The organism is Stenotrophomonas sp. LM091 (genome assembly GCF_001806305.1).
GTDB lineage: Bacteria > Pseudomonadota > Gammaproteobacteria > Xanthomonadales > Xanthomonadaceae > Stenotrophomonas > Stenotrophomonas bentonitica_A.
In genome coordinates, this window is record NZ_CP017483.1 from 3,653,688 (window position 1) to 3,674,419 (window position 20,732).

37 protein-coding genes are annotated in these 20,732 nt (G+C 65.1%); 35 read left to right on the top strand and 2 right to left on the bottom strand.

Annotation, left to right across the window (positions count from 1 at the left end):
• Nucleotides 1–98: 98 nt before the first annotated feature.
• Together BIZ42_RS16160 and BIZ42_RS16165 are read right to left on the bottom strand one after the other, a co-directional pair.
• Entirely contained in the window at nt 99–620 is a 522-nt protein-coding gene (locus BIZ42_RS16160) for a DUF4468 domain-containing protein (protein WP_172838056.1), read from the bottom strand.
• Between the two features lie 12 nt (nt 621–632).
• A complete protein-coding gene (locus BIZ42_RS16165; protein ID WP_237393521.1) occupies nt 633–1,313 on the bottom strand; it encodes a helix-turn-helix transcriptional regulator in 681 nt (226 codons plus the stop codon).
• Nucleotides 1,314–1,380: 67 nt separating this feature from the next.
• On the opposite strand from BIZ42_RS16165, the gene BIZ42_RS19600 reads away from it, so the two are divergent.
• The 35 genes from BIZ42_RS19600 to BIZ42_RS16335 all read left to right on the top strand — a co-directional run bounded on the left by BIZ42_RS19600 (nt 1,381) and on the right by BIZ42_RS16335 (nt 20,729).
• Nucleotides 1,381–1,854 (top strand): hypothetical protein, encoded by a 474-nt coding sequence (locus BIZ42_RS19600; protein ID WP_156785762.1) that lies wholly within the window; start codon nt 1,381–1,383, stop codon nt 1,852–1,854.
• 69 nt (nt 1,855–1,923) lie between these two features.
• Nucleotides 1,924–2,505 carry a hypothetical protein gene (locus tag BIZ42_RS16175; protein ID WP_070427031.1) on the top strand — a complete coding sequence of 194 codons (582 nt, stop codon included), beginning with the start codon at nt 1,924–1,926 and terminating at the stop codon, nt 2,503–2,505.
• The gene (locus BIZ42_RS16180) at nt 2,502–2,813 is read left to right on the top strand and encodes a winged helix-turn-helix domain-containing protein (protein WP_070427032.1); all 312 of its coding nucleotides are present in this window, start codon (nt 2,502–2,504) and stop codon (nt 2,811–2,813) included. The genes BIZ42_RS16175 and BIZ42_RS16180 overlap by 4 nt, the downstream gene beginning before the upstream one ends.
• A gap of 3 nt (nt 2,814–2,816) precedes the next feature.
• Nucleotides 2,817–3,704 (top strand): helix-turn-helix domain-containing protein, encoded by an 888-nt coding sequence (locus BIZ42_RS16185; RefSeq protein WP_070427033.1) that lies wholly within the window; start codon nt 2,817–2,819, stop codon nt 3,702–3,704.
• On the top strand, nt 3,694–4,347 hold the full coding sequence (locus BIZ42_RS16190; protein ID WP_070427034.1) for a hypothetical protein: 654 nt from the start codon (nt 3,694–3,696) through the stop codon (nt 4,345–4,347). Before BIZ42_RS16185 ends, BIZ42_RS16190 begins: the two co-directional genes overlap by 11 nt.
• A complete protein-coding gene (locus BIZ42_RS16195) occupies nt 4,347–4,595 on the top strand; it encodes a hypothetical protein (RefSeq protein ID WP_070427035.1) in 249 nt (82 codons plus the stop codon). Before BIZ42_RS16190 ends, BIZ42_RS16195 begins: the two co-directional genes overlap by 1 nt.
• A gap of 56 nt (nt 4,596–4,651) precedes the next feature.
• A complete protein-coding gene (locus BIZ42_RS16200; protein WP_216636694.1) occupies nt 4,652–5,494 on the top strand; it encodes a DHHA1 domain-containing protein in 843 nt (280 codons plus the stop codon).
• A 9-nt stretch (nt 5,495–5,503) separates the two neighbouring features.
• On the top strand, nt 5,504–5,953 hold the full coding sequence (locus tag BIZ42_RS16205) for a hypothetical protein (protein ID WP_070427037.1): 450 nt from the start codon (nt 5,504–5,506) through the stop codon (nt 5,951–5,953).
• The gene (locus BIZ42_RS16210) at nt 5,950–6,183 is read left to right on the top strand and encodes a hypothetical protein (protein ID WP_156785763.1); all 234 of its coding nucleotides are present in this window, start codon (nt 5,950–5,952) and stop codon (nt 6,181–6,183) included. Before BIZ42_RS16205 ends, BIZ42_RS16210 begins: the two co-directional genes overlap by 4 nt.
• A complete protein-coding gene (locus tag BIZ42_RS16215; protein ID WP_070427039.1) occupies nt 6,183–6,551 on the top strand; it encodes a Ref family recombination enhancement nuclease in 369 nt (122 codons plus the stop codon). The genes BIZ42_RS16210 and BIZ42_RS16215 overlap by 1 nt, the downstream gene beginning before the upstream one ends.
• Nucleotides 6,548–7,048 carry a hypothetical protein gene (locus BIZ42_RS16220; RefSeq protein WP_070427040.1) on the top strand — a complete coding sequence of 167 codons (501 nt, stop codon included), beginning with the start codon at nt 6,548–6,550 and terminating at the stop codon, nt 7,046–7,048. Before BIZ42_RS16215 ends, BIZ42_RS16220 begins: the two co-directional genes overlap by 4 nt.
• Nucleotides 7,045–7,476, top strand: coding sequence for an HD domain-containing protein (locus BIZ42_RS16225; RefSeq protein WP_070427041.1), 432 nt, complete (start codon nt 7,045–7,047; stop codon nt 7,474–7,476). Before BIZ42_RS16220 ends, BIZ42_RS16225 begins: the two co-directional genes overlap by 4 nt.
• The gene (locus tag BIZ42_RS16230) at nt 7,473–7,877 is read left to right on the top strand and encodes a hypothetical protein (RefSeq protein ID WP_070427042.1); all 405 of its coding nucleotides are present in this window, start codon (nt 7,473–7,475) and stop codon (nt 7,875–7,877) included. The genes BIZ42_RS16225 and BIZ42_RS16230 overlap by 4 nt, the downstream gene beginning before the upstream one ends.
• Nucleotides 7,861–8,556 (top strand): hypothetical protein, encoded by a 696-nt coding sequence (locus tag BIZ42_RS16235; protein ID WP_070427043.1) that lies wholly within the window; start codon nt 7,861–7,863, stop codon nt 8,554–8,556. Before BIZ42_RS16230 ends, BIZ42_RS16235 begins: the two co-directional genes overlap by 17 nt.
• A 63-nt stretch (nt 8,557–8,619) precedes the next feature.
• Nucleotides 8,620–9,165 (top strand): YfbU family protein, encoded by a 546-nt coding sequence (locus BIZ42_RS16240; protein ID WP_070427044.1) that lies wholly within the window; start codon nt 8,620–8,622, stop codon nt 9,163–9,165.
• Nucleotides 9,166–9,315: 150 nt separating this feature from the next.
• Nucleotides 9,316–9,804 (top strand): glycoside hydrolase family 104 protein, encoded by a 489-nt coding sequence (locus tag BIZ42_RS16245; RefSeq protein WP_070427045.1) that lies wholly within the window; start codon nt 9,316–9,318, stop codon nt 9,802–9,804.
• On the top strand, nt 9,801–10,118 hold the full coding sequence (locus BIZ42_RS16250) for a hypothetical protein (RefSeq protein WP_070427046.1): 318 nt from the start codon (nt 9,801–9,803) through the stop codon (nt 10,116–10,118). Before BIZ42_RS16245 ends, BIZ42_RS16250 begins: the two co-directional genes overlap by 4 nt.
• On the top strand, nt 10,118–10,588 hold the full coding sequence (locus BIZ42_RS16255; RefSeq protein ID WP_070427047.1) for a lysis system i-spanin subunit Rz: 471 nt from the start codon (nt 10,118–10,120) through the stop codon (nt 10,586–10,588). Before BIZ42_RS16250 ends, BIZ42_RS16255 begins: the two co-directional genes overlap by 1 nt.
• On the top strand, nt 10,585–10,809 hold the full coding sequence (locus BIZ42_RS16260; RefSeq protein WP_070427048.1) for a hypothetical protein: 225 nt from the start codon (nt 10,585–10,587) through the stop codon (nt 10,807–10,809). The genes BIZ42_RS16255 and BIZ42_RS16260 overlap by 4 nt, the downstream gene beginning before the upstream one ends.
• Nucleotides 10,809–10,970 carry a hypothetical protein gene (locus BIZ42_RS19705; protein WP_172838057.1) on the top strand — a complete coding sequence of 54 codons (162 nt, stop codon included), beginning with the start codon at nt 10,809–10,811 and terminating at the stop codon, nt 10,968–10,970. Before BIZ42_RS16260 ends, BIZ42_RS19705 begins: the two co-directional genes overlap by 1 nt.
• Nucleotides 10,970–11,326: an HNH endonuclease gene (locus BIZ42_RS16265; RefSeq protein ID WP_070427049.1), complete on the top strand. Its 357-nt coding sequence runs from the start codon at nt 10,970–10,972 to the stop codon at nt 11,324–11,326. Before BIZ42_RS19705 ends, BIZ42_RS16265 begins: the two co-directional genes overlap by 1 nt.
• Before the next feature lie 161 nt (nt 11,327–11,487).
• Nucleotides 11,488–11,916 (top strand): hypothetical protein, encoded by a 429-nt coding sequence (locus BIZ42_RS16270; protein ID WP_070427050.1) that lies wholly within the window; start codon nt 11,488–11,490, stop codon nt 11,914–11,916.
• Nucleotides 11,909–13,600 carry a terminase TerL endonuclease subunit gene (locus BIZ42_RS16275; protein WP_083279881.1) on the top strand — a complete coding sequence of 564 codons (1,692 nt, stop codon included), beginning with the start codon at nt 11,909–11,911 and terminating at the stop codon, nt 13,598–13,600. Before BIZ42_RS16270 ends, BIZ42_RS16275 begins: the two co-directional genes overlap by 8 nt.
• Nucleotides 13,597–14,889: a phage portal protein gene (locus tag BIZ42_RS16280; protein WP_070427052.1), complete on the top strand. Its 1,293-nt coding sequence runs from the start codon at nt 13,597–13,599 to the stop codon at nt 14,887–14,889. Before BIZ42_RS16275 ends, BIZ42_RS16280 begins: the two co-directional genes overlap by 4 nt.
• Before the next feature lie 3 nt (nt 14,890–14,892).
• On the top strand, nt 14,893–15,759 hold the full coding sequence (locus BIZ42_RS16285) for a head maturation protease, ClpP-related (RefSeq protein WP_070427053.1): 867 nt from the start codon (nt 14,893–14,895) through the stop codon (nt 15,757–15,759).
• 11 nt (nt 15,760–15,770) lie between these two features.
• On the top strand, nt 15,771–16,982 hold the full coding sequence (locus tag BIZ42_RS16290) for a phage major capsid protein (RefSeq protein ID WP_070427054.1): 1,212 nt from the start codon (nt 15,771–15,773) through the stop codon (nt 16,980–16,982).
• Nucleotides 16,983–17,036: 54 nt separating this feature from the next.
• The gene (locus BIZ42_RS16295) at nt 17,037–17,396 is read left to right on the top strand and encodes a hypothetical protein (RefSeq protein ID WP_070427055.1); all 360 of its coding nucleotides are present in this window, start codon (nt 17,037–17,039) and stop codon (nt 17,394–17,396) included.
• A 3-nt stretch (nt 17,397–17,399) separates the two neighbouring features.
• Nucleotides 17,400–17,741 carry a head-tail connector protein gene (locus BIZ42_RS16300; protein WP_070427056.1) on the top strand — a complete coding sequence of 114 codons (342 nt, stop codon included), beginning with the start codon at nt 17,400–17,402 and terminating at the stop codon, nt 17,739–17,741.
• Between the two features lie 62 nt (nt 17,742–17,803).
• Nucleotides 17,804–18,007, top strand: coding sequence for a hypothetical protein (locus BIZ42_RS16305; protein ID WP_070427057.1), 204 nt, complete (start codon nt 17,804–17,806; stop codon nt 18,005–18,007).
• The gene (locus tag BIZ42_RS16310; RefSeq protein ID WP_216636695.1) at nt 18,004–18,339 is read left to right on the top strand and encodes a phage head closure protein; all 336 of its coding nucleotides are present in this window, start codon (nt 18,004–18,006) and stop codon (nt 18,337–18,339) included. Before BIZ42_RS16305 ends, BIZ42_RS16310 begins: the two co-directional genes overlap by 4 nt.
• Nucleotides 18,332–18,868 carry an HK97-gp10 family putative phage morphogenesis protein gene (locus BIZ42_RS16315; protein ID WP_070427058.1) on the top strand — a complete coding sequence of 179 codons (537 nt, stop codon included), beginning with the start codon at nt 18,332–18,334 and terminating at the stop codon, nt 18,866–18,868. The genes BIZ42_RS16310 and BIZ42_RS16315 overlap by 8 nt, the downstream gene beginning before the upstream one ends.
• Nucleotides 18,865–19,230: a DUF3168 domain-containing protein gene (locus BIZ42_RS16320; protein ID WP_070427059.1), complete on the top strand. Its 366-nt coding sequence runs from the start codon at nt 18,865–18,867 to the stop codon at nt 19,228–19,230. The genes BIZ42_RS16315 and BIZ42_RS16320 overlap by 4 nt, the downstream gene beginning before the upstream one ends.
• A 70-nt stretch (nt 19,231–19,300) precedes the next feature.
• Nucleotides 19,301–20,017 (top strand): phage tail tube protein, encoded by a 717-nt coding sequence (locus tag BIZ42_RS16325; RefSeq protein WP_070427060.1) that lies wholly within the window; start codon nt 19,301–19,303, stop codon nt 20,015–20,017.
• Nucleotides 20,014–20,433, top strand: a complete 420-nt coding sequence (locus BIZ42_RS16330; protein WP_083279882.1) for a phage tail assembly chaperone family protein, TAC — start codon at nt 20,014–20,016, stop codon at nt 20,431–20,433. Before BIZ42_RS16325 ends, BIZ42_RS16330 begins: the two co-directional genes overlap by 4 nt.
• 29 nt (nt 20,434–20,462) lie before the next feature.
• The gene (locus tag BIZ42_RS16335) at nt 20,463–20,729 is read left to right on the top strand and encodes a phage tail protein (RefSeq protein WP_070427061.1); all 267 of its coding nucleotides are present in this window, start codon (nt 20,463–20,465) and stop codon (nt 20,727–20,729) included.
• Nucleotides 20,730–20,732 lie beyond the last annotated feature (3 nt).

Sequence of the window (20,732 nt, forward strand, 5' to 3'; positions counted from 1 at the left end):
GGCCACAGATTACTGAACACAGTTATCTTCGGGCACAAAAAAGCCCCGCTTTCGGCGAGGCTCTTTGGCCGTGGGACAGCTTCCCCGGTGGCGTGTGCCTACCAGTTGTCGCTGGCGGCTCGCGTAGTAAGCGATGTGCGGATCTCGTCGCCGAACATCATCAGCTTCGGCTTGATCTTGTCCATGTCCTTGGCGCTGCGGACCGGGCCGTCAAACTCAAGCTGGCGAATCCCGGCATTGATCTTCGCGGGCCAGTGCAGCCTGATGTTGCTGAAGGTCAGCCGGAAACGCTCGTCCTTCGCCTCAAGGCGCATGGTGAAGGGCACCGTCCAATCGGGCTTGCCCAAGCATTCCCAGGCGCTCGCGCAGGGATAGTTGATGTTGCCGTTGCCGATGATCGTCCCATCGGCCTGGCTCTCGTACTCGATCACGGCCTTCGCCGACTTGAAGTTCTCGGCGATCCACTGACGTCCGGCCGTGTAGATAGCAGCCTTGTCGTGGCCGGGCGCGTCGTAGACCTGCACCAGGGTGCGCTGTTCCTCTGTCAGGTCGGCAGCGAGCGCGGAAATGGGTAGCGCGGCTGCCAGCAGCAGCGTTCCCATTCGTACCAGCATCTTCATCAACATCCCCTATCAAAAACGCCTGAAGCCAGCGTGGACGAGCGCGCGGCCCTGTATGGAGAGCTCATCGGGCTCGCACCGCCACTCCTTGAAGTCCGGATTCGCGCTGACCACATACATGCCATCCACGCGCTTCTGCAGCATCTTGATCTGCGTCTCGCCGTCGTAGCTGATCAGGTAGTAGTCGTCGCCATCGAAGTAATCCACGGCGGTGTCGATCCACACGATATCGCCGTCCTCGATCTTCGGTCTCATGGACGGTCCACGCCCTGTAATGATCTGGATCTGCCCTGGCCGGGGGAGGAAGCCCAGCTTCCGCCGCACCTCCCACTCAGCAACCTCCATCACTTGCATCACCTCAGGGAAATCCTGATTCACCACTCCTGCCCCCATTCCGGCTGCCCCTTCGAGCAGATTGAAGCGAACGTAGCCGGGGCGGGTCTCAGTCGCAGCGACGGGGGGGAAATCTGTTGCCGATGCTTCCTTGGTGCCACGTCCCGTTTCAAGCCAATCGGCTTGCACGCCAAGACGTCGCGCGATTTTGTAGAGAGCGCTGCTCGACTTCGACAGACCGAGTTCGAGGTTGGAGAGGGTGGTCGGGGCAATACCGGCGTACTTGGCCAGTTCGTTGCGCGAGATGTCCTGCGCTTCGCGCTCAGCGCGGATGCGGCTGCCGATAGTTTCCATGTTCATATTTGAACGGAACTCCGTAACGGAATGCCGTTGACGTGACCCTACGGAATCCCGTAGGCTCTCCGACATGGACAAATCTTGGGCAGAAGTAATTTCGGACCTGCAGGTCAAAGGCATGACGTACGCCTTGATCGGCGAGGCAGTCGGCTGCGCGGCGTCAACCATTGGTGATCTCGCCAGCGGTCGGTCCCAGTCCCCGCGCGCTGCCTCGGCTTTCGCGCTGCTGAGGTTGCACTCGGACCGAGTGGGTCCGGCGCTTGCCCCGGCACCGACTCCTGCGGGCGAGATCAATGCACTGGTCGACAGCCGCATGAGCAAGCGCGCGCTGCGGGCCAAGTTCGGTTTCAAGACCGACGCGCATCTGGCGAAGCTGCTGAAGCTGCCGGTTGAGCAGGTGGAGGCCTGGCCGGAAGAGCAGAGCGTCCCGGCGCTGCCGCAGGTGATGAGACTGCTGGGCGTGCAGGAGACGCCGCCGGCCGCCCAAGCCGCGCCGGACGACCCGGACGCTGGCCGGATCGACCTCGAAGTGCACGCCGCCTGATTGGCCTGCGTTCGTCCCTGAATTGAATTCTTCCATGGCCCCAGTGTGGCGCCGAGCTGAGACCCCGTCATGAAGCACGCGACCCATTTTCTGCCGAAGCGCCAGACCGTGATCTACGCCTTCACCGAGCAGATGCTGCGCGACACCGGCAGCAATCGCCGATCGTTCGCCATGGCAGTGGCCGACATGTACCTGAATCGGTTGGCCGAAGACGACCGCGAAGTTCCGTTCCGTATCACGCGCGGCGGTGACTGCGATTCCGACAAGAAGCACAACGGCCAAATCTTGGGCCGCTACCTCGATGGGGTGGTCAAAACCCTGCCTGCCAATCTGGAGGACGCTTGGGTTCTCAGCCTTCCAGAGCCGTACCGCTCGAGTTGCGAGCGTGAGCTGGGCCGTCGTCGCGGTGTTCTGCCGATCCGCCTTGATGCCATCGAGGAATCGTGTGACACGGCAGGCGTTGGGCAGTTGATGACGGACTTCGGTGAGCTGGTGGCCGCACTCAGTCCTGCTGTTGCGGATGGCGTGATCGACGAGAAGGACCGGCCGTACGCACGTCGGATCATCAATGGCACCGACGACATGTTGATCAGCTTGGTGACCTTCCGAAAGACGCTGTTGAAGGTCATCGGCCTGGAGCAGTTGGCATGAACCATCCTGCACGCGCCACCGATATCAGTACCAGCCACGAGGCGGCCCAGCATGTGGTTGCCAGCGGCGCTCAGGCAGCCCAGCAGGACCGGGCCGCGCGCGCTGTGCTGGCTCACCCGGGACTGACGAGCATGGAGCTGGCCAAGGCCACCGGCCACGACCGTTACATGCTCGCTCGCCGCCTGCCGGAGCTGCTGGAAGACGGCCGTGCATGGCGTGGCCCGAAGAAGCCGTGCGCCGTCAGCGGCCGCAGCGCATGCACCTGGTGGCCAGTGGCCCCCGGCGACAACTACACCCTGGCGGTCTGAACCATGTCTACGATCATCATGAGCCAGTGCTGGCCGCTGCAGAGCCTGAGCGTCACGCAGAAGGCTGTCCTCATCTCCCTGGCCGATCAGGCCAACGACGACGGCGTGTGCTGGCCGGCCATCGGCACGATCGCCAAGCGCTGCTGCATGTCCGAGCGCGCAGTGCGCACCGCCATGGATCATCTCGAAGCGGTCGGCCTGCTGAGCCGTGAGCGGCGCTTTAACAGCAGCAACGTGTATTCGGTGACGCCGAGCAAGTTCGACGTGTCGGCGGCTGGCACGAAGGCGAAGCGCAAGGCCAAGAAATCGGGGGCTGCACCGGGCGCAGGGGGTGCAGCAGATGCAGGGGGTGCGCCCGATGCACCCGGGGCTGCGCCCGATGCAGGGGGTCCGGCACGGGGCGCAGGTCTGGAGGTGCGCCCCGTGCCGCCTAACCGTCATATAACCCCCATTGAACCGTCAGAAGAACCGTCAGTTCCGGCGCTGGCCGCGCCGCTGTCCAAGGCGGCCCTTGAGGCGCAGATGCAGGAAGCCTGCAAGCAGACGTGGGCTGCCTACCGCACGGCCTACCGTCTGCGGCACGGCGTGGATCCGGTGCGCAACGCCAAGGTCAACACCAACGTACGGGACCTGGTGAAGCGGCTGGGCCGGGAAGAGGCGCCGCAGGTGGCCGGCTGGTTCCTGGGCGTCAACGAGCAGTACGCCGTGAAGCGGATGCATGACCTGGGCGTGCTGCTGGCCGGGGCCGAGGCATACCGGACCCAGTGGGCCACTGGCCGGCAGGTCACGACTACCAGCGCCCAGCACACGGACCAGACCCAGTCGAATCTGAGCGCCGCCGACGAAGCCAAGGCGCTTTTGCGCAAGGGGAGGGCGGGCAATGCTGGCTGATCACGAACAGGACCGGCTCGTCGAGCTGCTGGTGGTAACGGCTGAGGTGATTGGCGACCAGCTGCGTCCCACCACCGCTGCTTACATGGTCGGGGACCTGTCCTGCTACCCGCTGGCGCAGCTGGAGCGCGCGCTGGGGGCCTGCCGCCGGGAGCTGAAGGGCCGCTTGTCGCTCGCGGCAGTGCTGGAGCGCATCGACGACGGCCACCCGGCACCGAACGAAGCATGGGCGGTGGCCATCCAGGCAGCGGACGAACGCAACACCGTTGTCTGGACCACGCTCACCCAGCAGGCATGGAACACGGCGCTGCCGCTGGTCCAGGCGGGCGACAAGATCGCTGCACGCCAGGCCTTCTTGGAGACGTACACGCGGCTGGTGAAGGAGGCGCGCGCTGCACGCCTGCCGGCCAGCTACGCCCCGTCGCTTGGCTTCGACCTCACCAGCCGCAATGCGGCGCTCACGGATGCCGTGAGCAAAGGGCTGCTGGCGCACGACCAGGTGAGCGACCACCTTCAGCTGACCGCGGCGACACCGGCCTTCAACCCGGTGGCTCTGTTGGCTGGGAAGGTCGAGCCCTCCCCGGGCGCCAACGCGAATATCCGCGCGCGCTTGGAGGAACTGGCACGGGAGCTGGCCGCCTGATGCGCTCGGACAACAACCAGCTCGACATCTTCGAACACGACCCGCGCGTGGCCGGGAAGAAGCTGGCCAGGCTCTATCGCGAGTCGGCCGACGAAGCGCTGAAGCAATACCAGTTCAGTGCCTCGGTGAGGCAGGACCGGCACGACCACTACATCTCGGAGGCGGAACGGCTTGAAGCCATCGCCCGCAACGCACAACGCGCGGCCCGCCGCCGCACCCGCAAATCCAAAGGAGCAACAGCCCGATGAAACCACTGGTCATCTACCACGCCAACTGCGCAGACGGGTTCACCGCGGCGTGGGCCGTGCGCCAAGCGATGGACGCGGACTTCCACCCGGCCGCGTATGGAGATGCGCCGCCGGATGTGGCCGACCGGGACGTGATCCTGGTGGACTTCTGTTATCCCCGGCTCGTGCTGTGGGATATGCAGCAGGTGGCAAATTCCATTCTTGTGCTCGACCACCACAAGAGCGCAGAGGCAGATCTGCAGCCCGAGCATATGCACATCGTGCGGATCGATCAGTCCGCCCACAACTTCAACTGGGACAAGGTGCTGGAGTACGCCAGGGTAGATAAAGGCTGGATCCCGCGCACGGTGATCTACGCGCTTTTCGATCAGAACCGCAGCGGCGCTGGGATCGCGTGGGACTTCTTCCATCCTGGCAAGGGCCGGCCTTCGTTCTTGGACCACGTGGAAGACCGCGACCTGTGGCGGTTCGCGCTGCAGCACACGCGTGAGATCTGCGCTTCCGTGCACAGCCATCCGTACACCTTCGAAGCCTGGGACGCCCTGGCGGCGGAGCCGACGTTCTCGCTCTACCAGCAGGGCTTGGTGCTGGAGCGGGCGCGGGCGAAGGACATCGCCGAGCAGCTCGCGCAGTGCCGCCGGGAACTGGTGATCGGCAACTACCGCGTGCCGGTCGCGGGCATGCCCCGCAGCCTGGTCAGTGACGCCGCTGGGCAGATGGCGAAGGGCAGTGCCTTCGCTGCCTGTTACCAGGACCAGCCCGCCGGCCGGAAGTTCGACCTGCGCTCTACCCCGGACGGCGTGGACGTGAGCGAGGTCGCCAAGCTGTATGGCGGTGGCGGCCATGCGCGCGCTGCAGGGTTCACGGTCCCGCGCGACCACGAACTGGCTCGGGCCTGAGGGGTTTCCATGATTCAGCGCCACCAGCTGTTCCGACACGAACCGCATAACGAGATCTATGGCGACTGCCAGCGCACGGTCGTGGCCTGCCTGTTGGACATCGAGCCGCACCGGGTGCCGCATTTCGTTCAGAACCACTACACGCGCCCGGGTTACGACTGGCAGGCCGCGATGGAGGATTTTCTGAACCAGCACGGCTACACCTTCACGGACGTCCAGCTCAATGGCGAGGCCACGCTGGAGGACGTCCTGCAGACGCGCACGTTCTTCCCCGATCACTATTACATCCTGGCGGGTAAGAGTCCGCGCGGGACCAACCATGTCGTGATCGGCTTGGGCACTCGTATCGCCTGGGACCCGCATCCCGATGGTGGTGGGCTGATCGGCCCCTTGGACTACGGCGTGTGGGAGATGACCTTCATCCAGCCGCTTGCGATGAAGCTGGCGAGGGCGGCGTGATGGACTTCACCGCCTTCAGCACCCGCAGCAAGTACGCCCAGATCAACGCCGGGTACTCGGCCCGCTTGAACGGTGAAGGGCTGAGCACCAACCCGCACATGGTGTGGATGGACACCCAGGACGAGCTTGAGTCGCGCAAGGTGCAGCCGCTGGGCGAGAAGGCTCTGGCCTGGCAGCACGGCTGGCGTTCGGCCGACCGTGACGAGAAACGCCGGGGAGGCGCGCGCTGATGTGGTCGAAGGCGCCGCCGCCCACCGCCGCCGAGGGCGCCCGGATCGAGGCGGCCAAGGTCGGCCCCTGCATGGCATGCCTGTCGCTGATCGCCCAGGGGCTGATGGCCCCCGGCCAGGCGGTCTACGGCTGCGACTACAACCACGCCAAGAGCGGGAACAGGCGCCGCGGCCATGCGTTCGGCTACGCCCTGTGCGTGTGGCACCACCGCCGTCACCCGATGCAGGGGAAGACCTTCGGCGAGATGCGCGAGATCTACGGTCCGAGCCTGATGGATGGCTCGCGGACCTTCCACGAGACCTACGGGACCGACGACGAGCTGATCGAGCAGCAGACGGTGGTCAACCAACTGAGGGAAGCAGCATGAAAACCGACGTCACACCCGCGACCGTCCGCGATTGGTTCTCCGAGCAGCCGGCCGGAAAGCTGTTCACTATGCCCACCATCAGCGCGATTTTCGGCGTGGCGCCAGGTGATGAGCGTCGCAGGCTGGCCGAGGCAGTTCGCTGCGGCTACCTGTGTGGCTTCCTAGAGCGCACCGAGACCGCCAGCGGCAGGGCGTATCGGGTGAGTGGGAAGGGCATGCGCCGGCCGACGCTGGAAGAGGGCGACCGGGCGCGCCGCAAGGCGGAAGCGCGCCTGGCCCGGGACGACCGAAAGCGCCGCGCCCGTGGTGCCCCGGTGTCGCCTAACAAATCCAGCCGGGTCCGTGCCGCGCGGGTGAGCCTGCGGGCGGCCAACATGCCGGTGCCAGCGACAGCGGTCCAGCATTCGGTGTGCGAGACGGTTGAGCAGTTCCTGGCGCGGGGCGGCCGGGTGCAGCGCCTGACGGCGCACTGGGAGCAGATGGAGCAGGCGGCATGAGCGACTGTCCCTTCGTCAACGAGGCTCGCTGGCTCGCGCAGGAAGCGCACGCTGGTCAGGTGGACAAGGCTGGCCGGCCATATATCGAGCATGTGGCTCGGGTAGCAGCAGCGGTCGCCGGCGATGACGCCGCCGAAACGGTGGCTTGGCTCCACGACGTACTGGAAGACCAGCCGGCCTTCTCGGCCAACGTCCTGCTGTTCCCGCAGGGCGTGGTGGAGGCTGTGTTCGATCTGACGCGCGGCGTGAACAAGAGCCCGGCGTTCTACTACTGGAACATTCGGCAGAACTCCCTCGCGCTGAAGGTGAAGCTTGCCGATATCGCTGACAACAGTGACGAGGCACGCTTGGCGCTGCTGGATCCGGCGACGGCCGATCGGCTCCGCACGAAGTATGCAAAGGCGCGCGCTGCACTGGGGGCCGCATGATCGAGCTGGTGCTGCCCTGGCCTAGCAAGGACCTGTCCCCGAACTCGCGGGTCAACTGGCGCCGCCGGGCGGAAGCCACGAGGTTCGCGCGTCAGATGGCCGTGGTGCTGGCCTTCGAGGCCGGGTGGCGTGGGGCGTGGCTGCCGGCGGGGCGCCTGCATCTGTGGCTGGACTTCTACCAGGCGCCGGGAAAGAAGCTGCCGGACGACGACAACATGCTCGGCCGCTGCAAGGCGTACCGGGACGGGATCGCCCAGGTGCTGGGCATCGACGACAAGCGGTTCAAGAGCCCCCCGGACGTGAAGACCGAGCGCCGCCCGGGCGGGCAGGTAGTGGTGCGCATCACCGGTGCGGGACAAACCAACGATCAACTGGGGAATGAAGATGGCAAACGTCCGTGAGCTGATGGCCCGTCTGGGTCCGTCCACCGTCAAGTTCGACACCGGCCGCGGCGGGACGCCCGACCTCACCAACCAGGACATTGCGGCTGCGCTGGGCATGGTGCCTGCCGGGCTGGGCCGGGAGCTGCTGGAGGCTTGCTGGTGGCCGGACGGCGCGGCCCTGCGCCGGCACAAGCTGCGGGACGCGGTGATCGCCCTGGTGACCCCCGAGCTGCGCCGGCAGCAGCGCCGACTGGCTGACGCGCGCACGGAGCTGGGGCTGGCCGAGGTGTGCATGGGCTGGGCGGGTGCGGTGACGGCCGAGCAGCGGGCCGAGCGCGACCGGGCGGCGCACCGGCTGGGCCAGATCAAGGCGCAATGCTGGCCGATCAGCACGCTGGAGTCGCTGCCGAGCCTGGCCGGCGCCGTGATCAATGAGATCGCCACCAGACCGCATTGCCATTCCTGCGAGGGCCGCGGGGAAACGACGGCCGGCGATCTTCGGGTGGTCTGCAAGTTGTGCAGCGGGTCAGGCCTGGGCGGCGTCAGCGACCGCCGCCGCGCCGCCGCCATCGGGCGAGACGAGTCCACGTATCGTGCGAAGTGGCGAGGCGTCTACGAGTGGCTGTTGCAGCAGATGATCGAGTCGGAGCAGGATGCATGCTGGGCACTGTCCGACGCATTGAGCCGGGCTGCCTGATCGACCACTCGCGGTAGACTTCTGGAAAGCGGGCTGTATTGGCCGGCTATTCACGGAGGAAGTATGCAGTTCACTGACGAGCAGCGACTCATCGTAATCATGCTGGCTGAAATCCAGAAAACCCTCGGGGTGAAGAGCGAGTTCAATGCCGATTTCATCAAGGCCGCCTCGTCCGACGACAATGAATTTGCCATTGCGTTTGAGTACCAGGGAATATTTACCGCTGGCAACGAACCCGCAGATTTCCACTTCGTTCTCGACGTGTTGGAGATGTGGTCCGTGTTGGAGGAGGCGGTGGAGTCGCTGGACGAATACGGACAGTCTGTCCTTCAGGCAGCAATTGGACACCGTGCTACCCCGCTAAAATTCGATGGCTTCGACGGAAACCAAGAGTTTGGGTTGCTGAATCATGCGCGGCTGCTCATCAAGGTGATGAGGCGGTTCGATGAGTTCCGAGCCAGAGATCTCAACTCGCACACCAAACGGCGGGATCGGTACGCGTCGATGCTTCAGGAATTCAACGAGATACAAGGCGAGATTGACGGGCAGCGGGAGATGAACCCTGGAGAGATTGGCCGCGTCCTCGGTGTCAAATACGTGCGGGAGTGACACTCCCGCACTTTTGGGGTTAGATTCACTACCATCGCGCACGACCTCAGCCCCGGCCAACAACCGGGGCTTTTTCTTTGCCCGCTTCCCAGACCGGATCAACCCTTGCGCCCAGCCGGCGGTGGGCGGGCGCCCTGACAGAGAAAGCCCATGGCTCGCATCACTCCCCAACAAGCAGGCGGCGTGAACGTCGTGGCGTTCCTGGACATGCTGGCCTGGTCCGAGGGCACCGACAACGGCAAGCAGCCCACCAAGGATCACGGCTATGACGTGATCGTGGGTGGCAGGCTGTTCACCGGCTATGCCGACCACCCTCGCGAACTGGTGCCGCTGCCCAGGCTGGGCATCAAGTCCACGGCGGCCGGTCGCTACCAGCTGCTGTCGCGGTACTACGACGCGTACCGCCGTCTGCTGGGGCTGCCGGACTTTTCTCCGATCAGCCAGGATCTGATCGCTATTCAGCAGATCAGGGAGCGGCGGGCGCTGGACCTGATCAAGGCCGGCCACGTGGTCAAGGCGATCGGCTTCGTACGCAATATCTGGGCGAGCCTGCCAGGCGCCGGGTACGGGCAGCACGAGCGGAAGCTGGATGACCTGCTGGCGGCCTACCGCAAAGCTGGTGGCGTGGTCGTGTCATGACCGAGGAAACCGTCCCGTGGTGGATGGCCGGCGGTCTCGCCGCGTTCTGGGTGGCAAGGGAAACTTGGGGGGCGCTGCTCTCCCGCCGCAAAGAGCGGACCGAGACGGATGCCAACGTCGACCTGTTGAACGGCTTGGTGCAGCGCGTGAAGTCGCTGGAGGAATCCCAGGCGGCGACCACGCTGCAGCTGGCCGAGGAAATCAAGTTGCGCATGACGGCACAGGAAGAGGCCCACCGACTGAGGTTGCGGGTCATGTCGCTGGAGTCGGCCATGCGCCAGGTCGGCGCGGTGATCCCGCCGGAGATGCCGTAATGATCCGTCTTTATGCCTTGCTTGCCGCTGCGGCGATCGCCTTGTCCTTCTGGGCGGGCTGGTCTTGGCGCGGCGACCGCGCCGAGGGCGCAGAAGCCCGACAGCAGTCAGGCGCCAGCGCCGCCGTGGTGGAGCAAGTCAACAAGGCCCGCGTAACCGAGCACACCCAGGCCGAAACCATGGCCACCATCGGAGCGAAGCATGAAGAAGACCGCGCTGCGGCCGAGACCGTCCCTGCTGCTGTTGTCGCTGAGCTGCGTGCTGGCACTGTCCGGTTGCGCCACGACCTCGCTACCTGCCACACCGGTCGCCTGTCCGAAGCCGCCGCCGGCGCCGCCCAACGTGATGCGCCTGCCGACCTCGGAGTCACGGTTGCGGGCCCTGCTATTGGAATCGGTCGAGATGCCGACGACCAGCTCAGGGCCTGTCAGGCAGTCATCGCCGCAGACCGTGCCGAGGTGAGGCCGTGAGCCTTCTCGGCCTGCGGCGTTCTGGCCATATCCACACCGTCGACGACGGCCGTGGTCGTCGCCGTGTTCTGCTGGATGGCCAGGTTGTGGAGAAGGTGGTGTATGCCGACACCCGCAAGGGAGTGGTCCGCCACTACGACACGCCTGTCCGGGTCCACAAGCACCGAAAGCGCGCCATCCAGCGCACCAAGCACGGCAAGGTCGAGGTGGAGTTCCTCTGATGGGCACGCGCAGCATTCGCATCGTCGTGTCAGTCGCGTGGTGGTGGCGCTGGTATGTGGCAAGCGTTGCCCTCGCGAGCTATCTGACCAACCTGCCTCCGGACATGGACAAGGTTGAGCACTGGGCGCGCCGTGCCATCACGCTCAGGGAAGGCCGCTGATGCCCGCCCGACCGCCCAAGCACCGGCCGCACAAGGCCGATGCCGTGGCGCACGTACCGGCCGAGGCCATTCGCCTCACCACCGCGCAGCGCGGCTACGGCGGTCGATGGCAGAAGGCCCGCGAGACGTTTCTCAAGCGTGATCCGCTCTGTGCTGAGTGTCGGCGAAACGGGCGCGTGACCCTCGCTCGCATCGTCGACCACGTGATACCGCATCGAGGCGACCAGGATCTGTTCTGGGATACCTCGAACTGGCAGCCCCTCTGCAAGCGCTGCCACGACGTGAAGACGGCAGGCGAGGACGGCGGCTTCGGCAACCGGCCTCGCGGGGCACGGCCGACCAGCGAACGAACCTGAACGAAAATCCGCGCCCACGCCGCCGGGGAAGTCCGGAGGGGGAGGGGCGGGTCGAAAGTTCAGGTCGTCCGCGCTCCTGACCGTGCGCCCAGCTGTTTATTTGCACCGTCAGTTGAGAAAAACCATTTTTTCGCGGTCAATCGGCCGCCCTCGGAACGAACATGGCGAACCCCCGCAAACCGACATCGCTGAAAGTGGTGGCCGGCACGGATCGCCCTGACCGCGCGCCGCCGGCGCCGGCCGCCGAGCTGCCGCTGGTGTCCGACGTGCCGCCTGCTCCGGACTGGCTGCCGAACGCCCACGCCATCAAGGAATGGGACAGGCTGGCACCGATCCTGCACGCGAACAAGCTGTTGACCGAGGCCGGCCTATCCGCGTTCGGCCAGCTGTGCGCGTTGCACGGCAATACCGTGCAGCTCTATGCCGCCGGCCTGGCCCCGGTCGCGTCGATGGTGTCGCAGCTGCGCGGCCTGATGAATGACTTCGGGCTGACGCCAGTTGCCCAGGGCAAGGTCCGGCCGTCTGGCGATGTCGAGAAGACCGGGAACGCCTTCGCCAACAACGGTGCGAAGCGGAAGACCCGTGCGTGATTACGTTGGTATCGCCACGGCGTATGCCGAAGAGGCGGTAGCCGACAAGAAGGGCAAGAAGTTCGGCAAGTGGATTCGGCTGGCGGGCAAGCGCTTCTTGGCGGACCTCAAGCGCGCCAAGCGGAAGCGGCCCCCGTTCCTGTTCGACGAGTGGCATGCATGCGACCCGTGCGACTTCATCGAGAAGTTGCCGCACGTTGAAGGGAAGTGGGCGCGGCCGGAGATAGAGCTGCACCGCTCCCACGTGTTTTTTGTGGTGCAGCTGTTCGGGTTCCGCAACCTCGACGGCAGCCGGCGTTTCACGTCGGCGCTGTTCGCGGTGGCCCGCAAGAACGCCAAGTCGACGTTGGCCGCGGCGATCCTGCTCTACTGCCAGTGCTGCGAAGAGGAAGAGGGAGCCCAGATCATCTCGGCGGCCACTACCGGCAGCCAGGCCCGGATCATCTTCAACGTCGCCAAGCGGATGACGGAGAAGACGCCCGACCTGCAGGAGGCGTTCGGGCTTGCGTGCTGGGCCAACGCGATCAGTCGCGTGGAGACTGGGGCAACCTTCAAGCCCATCAACTCCAAGGCCAGCACGCAGGACGGCCTGAACCCGTCGCATGTTGGCCTGGACGAGATCCACGCTCACAAGTCGGCGGACCTGTTGAACGTTCTGACGTCAGCGGCGGGCGCACGCAGCAACCCGCTGTGGCTTTACACCACGACCGAGGGGTATACGAACCCGGGGCCGTGGGGGGAAATCAGGCAGTTCGCGAAACAGGTGCTGCAGGGCATCCTGGGCGATTCGGCCGATCACTTCCTGGTGGTGTTCTTCGCCGTCGACGATGACGACGACGAGTTCGACGAATCGGCTTGGCCCAAGGCCAACCCGCTGATGGATGCCAACCCGCACCTGTTGAAGGCAATCCGCAAGGAGGCCGTCGAGGCGCGGCAGATGCCCTCGAAGCTGGCCGAGTTCAAGATCAAACGACTCAATCGGCCGGCGTCCTCCGCCACCGGCTGGGTGGATCTCACTAAGTGGCAGAAGTGCGGCGGTACGGTAGATCTGGACTGGCTCGAGGGGCAGCCATGCTGGGCGGGGCTCGACCTTGCGGCGAATCTTGATCTCACTTCTTGGCGATTGGTGTGGAAGGTCGACGAGGTCTATTACACCTGGGGTCGCCGCTTTGTGCCGGAGGAGGCTGTGCGCGCGCGTACTGAGCGCGGGGTCGTGCCATACGCGGGCTGGGTTGCAGCCGGGTTAATCGAAGTGACCGAAGGTGAAGTTACCGACTATCAGGCGGTTGAGAGGCGGATGCGCGAAGACATCGCCAGGTTCAACCCCGAGGTGATCGGCTTCGATAAATGGAACGCCCAAGAGATCACGCAGCGGCTGCTGGCGGAAGGGCATCCACTGATCGAATTCGGCCAGACAACGAAGAACTATCACCCGGCAATGCAAGAGCTGGAGCGGGCCTACATCAGCAAAAAGATTCAACACGGGAACGATCCGGTCCTGAACTGGTGTGCTTCCAACCTCATTGCTGTGAAAGATGGAAACCTGAATATGAAGCCTGACAAGAAGCGGTCGCCGGACAAGATCGACGACATGTCGACCTTGCTCATGGCGATCGCCCTGAGCATGCCGAACGGTGATCAGGAAGACGCTGGTGACTTCATTTCCAGCCCGGTGATCGGATGAAGACCAAGGCAACCAAACCAGGGCGTCTCCGTGCAGCGGCGCTTAAATGGCTTGGCGTGCCCGTGCACCTGACGGATGGCGACTTCTGGTCCGAGTTCTTCGGGTCCAATTCGGCCGCTGGCGTTCCGGTTAACCACCAGACGGTGTTGAAACTATCTGCGGTTTGGTCGTGCGTCCGCCTCATCTCGGAGACCATCTCCACGCTGCCGCTCTCGATGTACGAGAAGACCAGCGGGGGGAAGCGGGTAGCGAGCCATCATCCGCTGCAGTTCATCCTCCACGACCAACCCAATGCGGACACCACCGCCGCGGTCCACTGGGAGGCGAGCGTGGCGGCGATGCTCCTGCGCGGGAACGCTCGCTGCGAAAAGCTGATGATCGGCGGCAAGGTGATCGGACTGCAGTTCCTGCACCCGGACCGACTGACCTCTTTCCGCCGAGACGGCGTCAAGGTATGGCGATACACCGACGAGAACGGCACCCAGCGCGAGATTTCCAACGATAGAGTCTGGAGCATCCCCGGCTTCTCTCTCGACGGAAAGGAAGGTGTCTCCGTCATCGGCTACGGTGCGGAGGTGTTCGGCGCGGCGATCGGTGCCGACATGGCTGCCAGCTCGACATTCTCGAAGGGGTTGATGCCAACCACGGCAATCACCTACCCGAGCACTCTGAAGGCCGGTCAGCGCGATGAGGCGCGTGAGACGTTGGAGACGCTGAGCGGCGCGGTCAATGCCGGCCGCCCTGTCATCCTCGAGGCCGGGTCAGAAATCAAGACTATCGGCATCAACCCGTCTGACGCGCAGCTGCTCGAGTCACGGGCATTCTCGGTTGAGGAAATCTGCCGGTGGTTCCGCGTACCGCCCTTCATGGTCGGTCACAGCGAGAAGTCCACCAGCTGGGGCACCGGGATCGAGCAGCAGATGATCGGCTTCCTCACTTTCACCCTGGGGCCGTGGCTTCGCCGAATCGAGCAGGCGATCAGCAAGGACCTTTTGACCCCGGCGGAACGGCTGAGGTACTACCCGAAGTTTGCGGTGGAGGGGCTGCTCCGTGCCGATAGCGCCGGCCGCGCTTCCTTCTACGCCGCGATGGTCAACAACGGCATCCTGACGCGTGACGAAGTCCGCGAGCTGGAAGACCGGGAGCCGATGGGCGGTAACGCAGCTGTACTCACGGTCCAGACGGCGTTGGCGCCACTGGACAAGCTTGGCCAGGCCGAAGACGGCAATGCAGCCCGTGCGTCCCTACGCGCCTTCCTCGGCGTGCCTGACGCCACCAGCAAGGAATAAGAGATGACCATCCGTGCAACCCCGGGCGTCCCCAGCGGACGGCCGCAGATGGACGTGCGTAGCTATATCGCGCCGGCTGCTTTCGATCGCTGGGACTCCAGCATCCGTGCCGCTGCCGAGAACGAAGAGGACCGAACGATCGGCATCTACGACGTCATCGGAGAAGACTGGTGGACCGGTGGTGGTTTCACTGCCAAACGCATGTCAGCCGCTCTGCGATCGCTCGGTAAAGGACCGGTGACGGTGGCCATCAACTCGCCCGGTGGCGACATGTTCGAAGGCCTGGCGATGTACTCGATGCTGAGAGAGCACCCCGGCGAGGTGACCGTGAAGGTCATGGGAATCGCCGCCTCTGCCGCTTCGATCATCGCAATGGCCGGGGATCAGGTCCAGGTGGCGCGCGCCGGTTTCCTGATGATCCACAACTGCTGGCTGCTTGCTGCGGGCAACCGACACGAGCTGCGCGAGATCGCCGACCAGCTGGAGCCTTTCGACCAGGCCATGGCCGACGTCTATGCGGCCCGGACCGGTGAGGACGTCAAGGCGATGCAGAAGCTGATGGATCGCGAGTCCTACATCGGCGGCAGTGCCGCTGTATCGCAGGGCTTCGCCGATTCCCTTCTCGACTCCGACGAAATCAGCAAGACCGACGACGGCAAGAACGCGTCAGCCGTTCGCCGTATGGAGGCAGCGCTCCGGGCATCGGGGATGCCCAAGTCCGAGGCAATGCGTCTTATCAGCCAATTCAAGTCCAGCGCGGGTGATCCCGCTGGCAGCGGTGAGGGCGAGCCCACCGAACACGGCCAGCGTGACGCTGCCGGCTTCACGACCACCGCGGCGCTGGCCGCGAACCTCACCAACATCCTGTAAGGAGAGCCTCAATGGCCCAGATCGACGACGACATCAAGAACATCAACGCCAGCCTTGGGCAGGTGAATGAACAGCTGAAGAAGCACGCGGAGCAGGCCAAGGCTGACATCAGCGCGCATGCACAGCTGTCCGAAGAAACCAAGGGCAAGGTCGACCAGCTGTTGGTCGCCCAGGGCGAGCTGCAGGCCAACCTGCAGGCAGCCCAGCAGGTGATCGCCAAGCTCGAGCAGGGCGGCGGGGTGCCCGCCAAGGCCCGCACCATCGGCGAAGTCGTGGCGACCTCCGACGTGTGCAAGAACTTCAACCCCGGCATGCAGGGCAGTTTCACGGTCAAGGCCGCGATCACCCGCGAGGACGCATCGGCGGGCAGCCTTATCGAGCCGCACCGTATCCCGGGAATCGTGGCTACCCCGAACCAGCGCCTGTTCCTTCGCGATCTGCTCACCTGGGGCACGACCACGTCGGATAGCCTGGAGTACGTGCGGGAAACGGGATTCACCAACAATGCCGAAGTCGTGGCCGAGAATCCGACCAACCCGAAGCCTGAGTCTGACTTGGCCTTCGAGCTGGACTCGGCGAAGGTCGCCACCATTGCCCACTGGATTCGCGCCTCCAAGCAGGTCCTGCGCGACGCCGGCATGCTGCAGGCCTACATCAACGGCCGCCTGATGTACGGCCTGAAGCTGAAGGAAGAAGCCCAGCTGTTGAAGGGCTCGGGCGTTGGACTGAATATCAACGGCCTGTACACCCAGGCGACGACCTACGCGAACCCAGGTGTGGTGGTGCAGAACGAGACCGCCATCGATCGTCTGCGCATTGCCATGCTGCAAGTCACCCTGGCCGAGTACGAGGCCGACGGCATCGTGCTGAACCCGATCGACTGGACCACCATCGAGCTGTCGAAGACCACCGAGAACGCCTACCTCTTCGCCACGCCGCGTGGCCTCGCCGTTCCCGGCCTGTGGGCACGTCCGGTCGTGGCCACCAAGGCCATGGATCTGGGCGACTTCCTGACCGGTGCCTTCAAGATGGGCGCCCAGGGCTGGGACCGCGAGCAGGCGAACATCACCGTCTCCAACCAGGACCGCGACAACTTCGTCAAGAACATGGTCACCATCCTCTGCGAAGAGGACGTGGGCCTGACTGTCTTCCGCCCGGAGGCCTTCGTGAAGGGCGGCTTCGACGGCCTGCCGGTCACCGATGGTGCGGGCGCCGGCGGCTGATCCCCTGAAGCGCCCGGTAGCCCCGGGCGCTTCCCCTGACGAAGGAACCGAAAAATGGCCAAGGTCATTGCACTCACCTCGTTCGAACACCACGGAAGCCGCAGCCGCGGCGCGCAGTTCGACGTATCCGCCCAGCACGCAGACTTGCTGGCCAAGCGCGGCCTCGTGAAGCTGGCTGGGCAGGCCGCCCCGGCCGGCGTAGGCCCCGTGGCGCCGACCGGCGAGACCAACGATGGCGCTCAGCTGGTCCGCCAGAAGGCTGCCGACGCGATCGCGGCGATTGCAGCAGTTACCGACCTCGCACGGCTTGACGCAGCGTTGAAGGCGGAAACAGCCAAGGGCGACAAAGCTCGTGCCACGGTGGTTGAAGCGATTGAAACCGCCATCAAGGCCGCAGCGCAGGCCCAGGCCTGAGCCATGCGCCTGGTGACCATTGAAGAGGCCCGGCAGCACTGCCGGGTCGATAGCGACGACGACCAGATGCTGACCCTGTACGGCGGCGCCGCTGAAGACGCCGCCCAGGACTTCCTGAATCGCCGGGTCTACGAAGATGAGGATGCGCTAGCCGCCGCGGTGCTTGACGGAACCGCAGGCTGCGATCCGATCGTCGTCAATGACGCGATCCGGGCAGCGGTGCTGCTCACCCTCGGGCACCTGTACGCAAACCGCGAAAACGTTGTCACCGGCACCATCGTGTCGGAGATGAAGGAAGGCACCCGCAGCTTGCTCTGGCCCTACCGGGTCGGGCTGGGGGTTTGACGTGGCCTGCCAGGGTTGCGAGCGGCGCCGTGCCTGGCTGTTGAAATGGATGGGGATTGCCGATGAACGAGCAAAACGAGCTGTCGGAAGCGCTGAAAGAATCGGCAGCAGCCCAACTGGCGCAAGCCGAGGCGATGATGGTTCTCGCCCAGGCGTTGGCGGAGAACGCGGAGGCGACCAACCGGCTGATGGATTACGTCTGCCAGAGTGAGGACGTCGAGGCTGATCCGGAGGCGGGCACCTACATGAGCGGGAAGCCGCGGTGATCGCCGCCGGCCGCCTCCGCCACCGGGTGCTGATACAGAACCCCGTGGAGAGCCAGGATCCCGGATCCGGCGCACCCATCACGACGTGGGCCGATTTGGCTACGGTGTTCGCCGAAGTGGTTCCGGCGTCCGTCCGCGAGTTCGTGGCCGCCCAAGCTATCGACAGCGAGGTGACCGCGCGCATCACCATCCGGCACCGTGCTGGCGTCACCGACAAGAGCCGCATCATCCACAGGGGGCAGGTCTACAACGTCCACGGCGTGCTGGCCGATCCGGTCAGCGGGCTGGAATACATGACGCTGCCATGCAGCGAGGGCGTCAACGATGGCTGACAACATCCGTTTCGACGTCAGCGGCCTTGACGGCGTGAAGGCGAAGATGGCCCAGCTGAAGAACGAAGCCAACGCCAAGGGCGGTCGCGCCGCGCTGCGGAAGGCGACCGCCGTCCTGCGCGCTCAGGCACAGAGCAATGCCCGACGCCTGGACGACCATGAGACCGGCGAGGCGATCTGGAAGAACATCGATCTGCGCTGGGACGGCCGAGCGTTCAAGCGCGACGGGCAGCTTGCGTTCCGGCTGGGTGTGCTCGGCGGCGCCAGGCAGTACGGCAGAACCCGCGAGAATCGCCGTAAGCGCCGCACGGGACAGACGTATGCCACGGATGGCAGCTCCAGCAATCCCGGTGGCGACACCTGGTACTGGCGCCACGTGGAGCTGGGCACGGCCAAGGTGGCCGCCCGCCCATTCCTGCGGCCGGTGGCCGAGCAGGCCGGACAGAAGGCGGTAGATACCTTCGCGCTCGAGTTCAACCGCGCGCTCGACCGCGCACTTGCCAAGCAGGCAAAGGCGGCAAAGAAATGATCGCCCCAATTTTCCAGGCCTGCATCGCCAACGCCGCGGTGCTGGCTCTGTTCGGCAGCAACCCGACACGGGTCTATCCGTTCGGACTGGTAGAGAAGCCGCCGGCGCGGCCCTACGTCGTCTGGCAGACCATCGGCGGAGAACCGGCTCAGTACCTGGGCGACCGCCCTGACGTGGACGGGTACTCGCTGCAGATCGACGTCTACAGCGACGACCCGGTCTCGCTGCTGCCGGCGGCGCGGGCTATCCGCGACGCGATCGAGGGACAGGCCTACGTGACCCGCTGGGGTGACCAGGTGAAAGACCCCGAAACCAAGCTGTACCGCTACTCGTTTGACGTGGACTGGCTCGTGCCGCGCTGAAGACGTTCGTCCGTTTCACCCACCCACACCCCGCACTGCGGGGTTTTTTTATGCCCGCAGGGAGACATTCATGAGCATGCTGACGCAAGGCACCCAGCTGTACGGCCTGATCAATGGCCAGATCCGCGAGATCGAGTGCATCACCAACTTCAACCCCGGCGCGAACCCGGCGGACCAGATCGAAGACACCTGCCTGTCCGAGACCAAGGCACGGTCCTACAAGAAGGGGCTGCGCACGCCTGGGCAGGCTTCGGTCACGATCAACGCAGACCCGCGCAACGAGAGCCACTACCTGATGTGGCAGCTCGGTGAGGACGATTCCGACGAGAAGATCCAGTGGGCTATCGGCTGGTCTGATGGCGTGGACATCGTCCCCACGCTGGCGCCGGGCGGCTCCATCAGCGGCGTCAACGTCACCAGCGGCGGCACTGGCTATACCAGCGCGCCGACCGTGACCCTGACGGGCGGCGGCGGCAGCGGCGCCACGGCAACCGCCATCGTCGACAGCGGCTCGGTGATCGGGGTCTCCATCACCAATCCGGGCACCGGCTACACGAGTGTGCCGACGGTGGCCTTCAATGGCGGTGCCGGCACCGGTGCGGCGGCAACGGCCCAGCGCAACAGCGAGCCGGAGATGGTGCTGCCCGAGGGTAGGACCTGGTACACGTTCCTCGGCTACGTCGCCGACTTCCCCTTCGACTTCCAGGCCAACGCTGTGGTTTCCACCGCTGCGAGCCTGCAGCGCTCTGGCGCCGGCGTCTGGGTCCGTAAGGTGGTGACCCCGTGACCGCAGCGAAGCCCCAGGGCCGGAAGAGGGCGGCGCCGCCGGCGTCCGTCCCGAAGAGCAAGGCGGTATCCCTTTCGATCGCTGGCCTGCTGCAGGCCGGTGCCTTCACTGGCCGCCCGGTCGAGAAGGAGATCAGCTGGCGCCAGGGCGAGCAAGAGTTCACCGCCACGGTGTTCGTGCGGCCGCTGGGCTTCCAGTCCGCCATCTCCGACGTGCTCGCCGCAGGCGGGCGGCAGGACAGCGTGGCCGGCCGTATCGCGGCCTCCATCTGCGATGAGCAGGGAAAGCCCGTCTTCACCGTAGGTGACATCACCGGTGCGTCGGATGCGGACCGCGGCGCGCTGGACGGCGCCCTGACCCTGGCGCTGCTGAGCGCCATCGGCGAGGTGAACTCGCTGGGAAAAGCTACGAGCTAACACCGGAAGACGAGTTCTGGTGCGAGCTGGTGCTTAACGGCATCGGCGGCGAAACCATTGCTGTGGCGAAGGAACGCCTCAGCGCTCGCGAGGTGAGGCTCTGGGCTGCATACCGGGAACGCCACGGAGGCCTGAACCCGATGATGCGCGCCGACTGGAACGCTGGCCTGCTGGCCAGCCTGTTCGCCAACAGCAAGCGCAAGCCGTCAGCCCCGGCATTCCAAGTAACTGACTTCCTTCGATACCAGAAAGCGGAGCCGATCGGCCTTGAAGAGGCGATGGCGAGCTGGGGATAACTG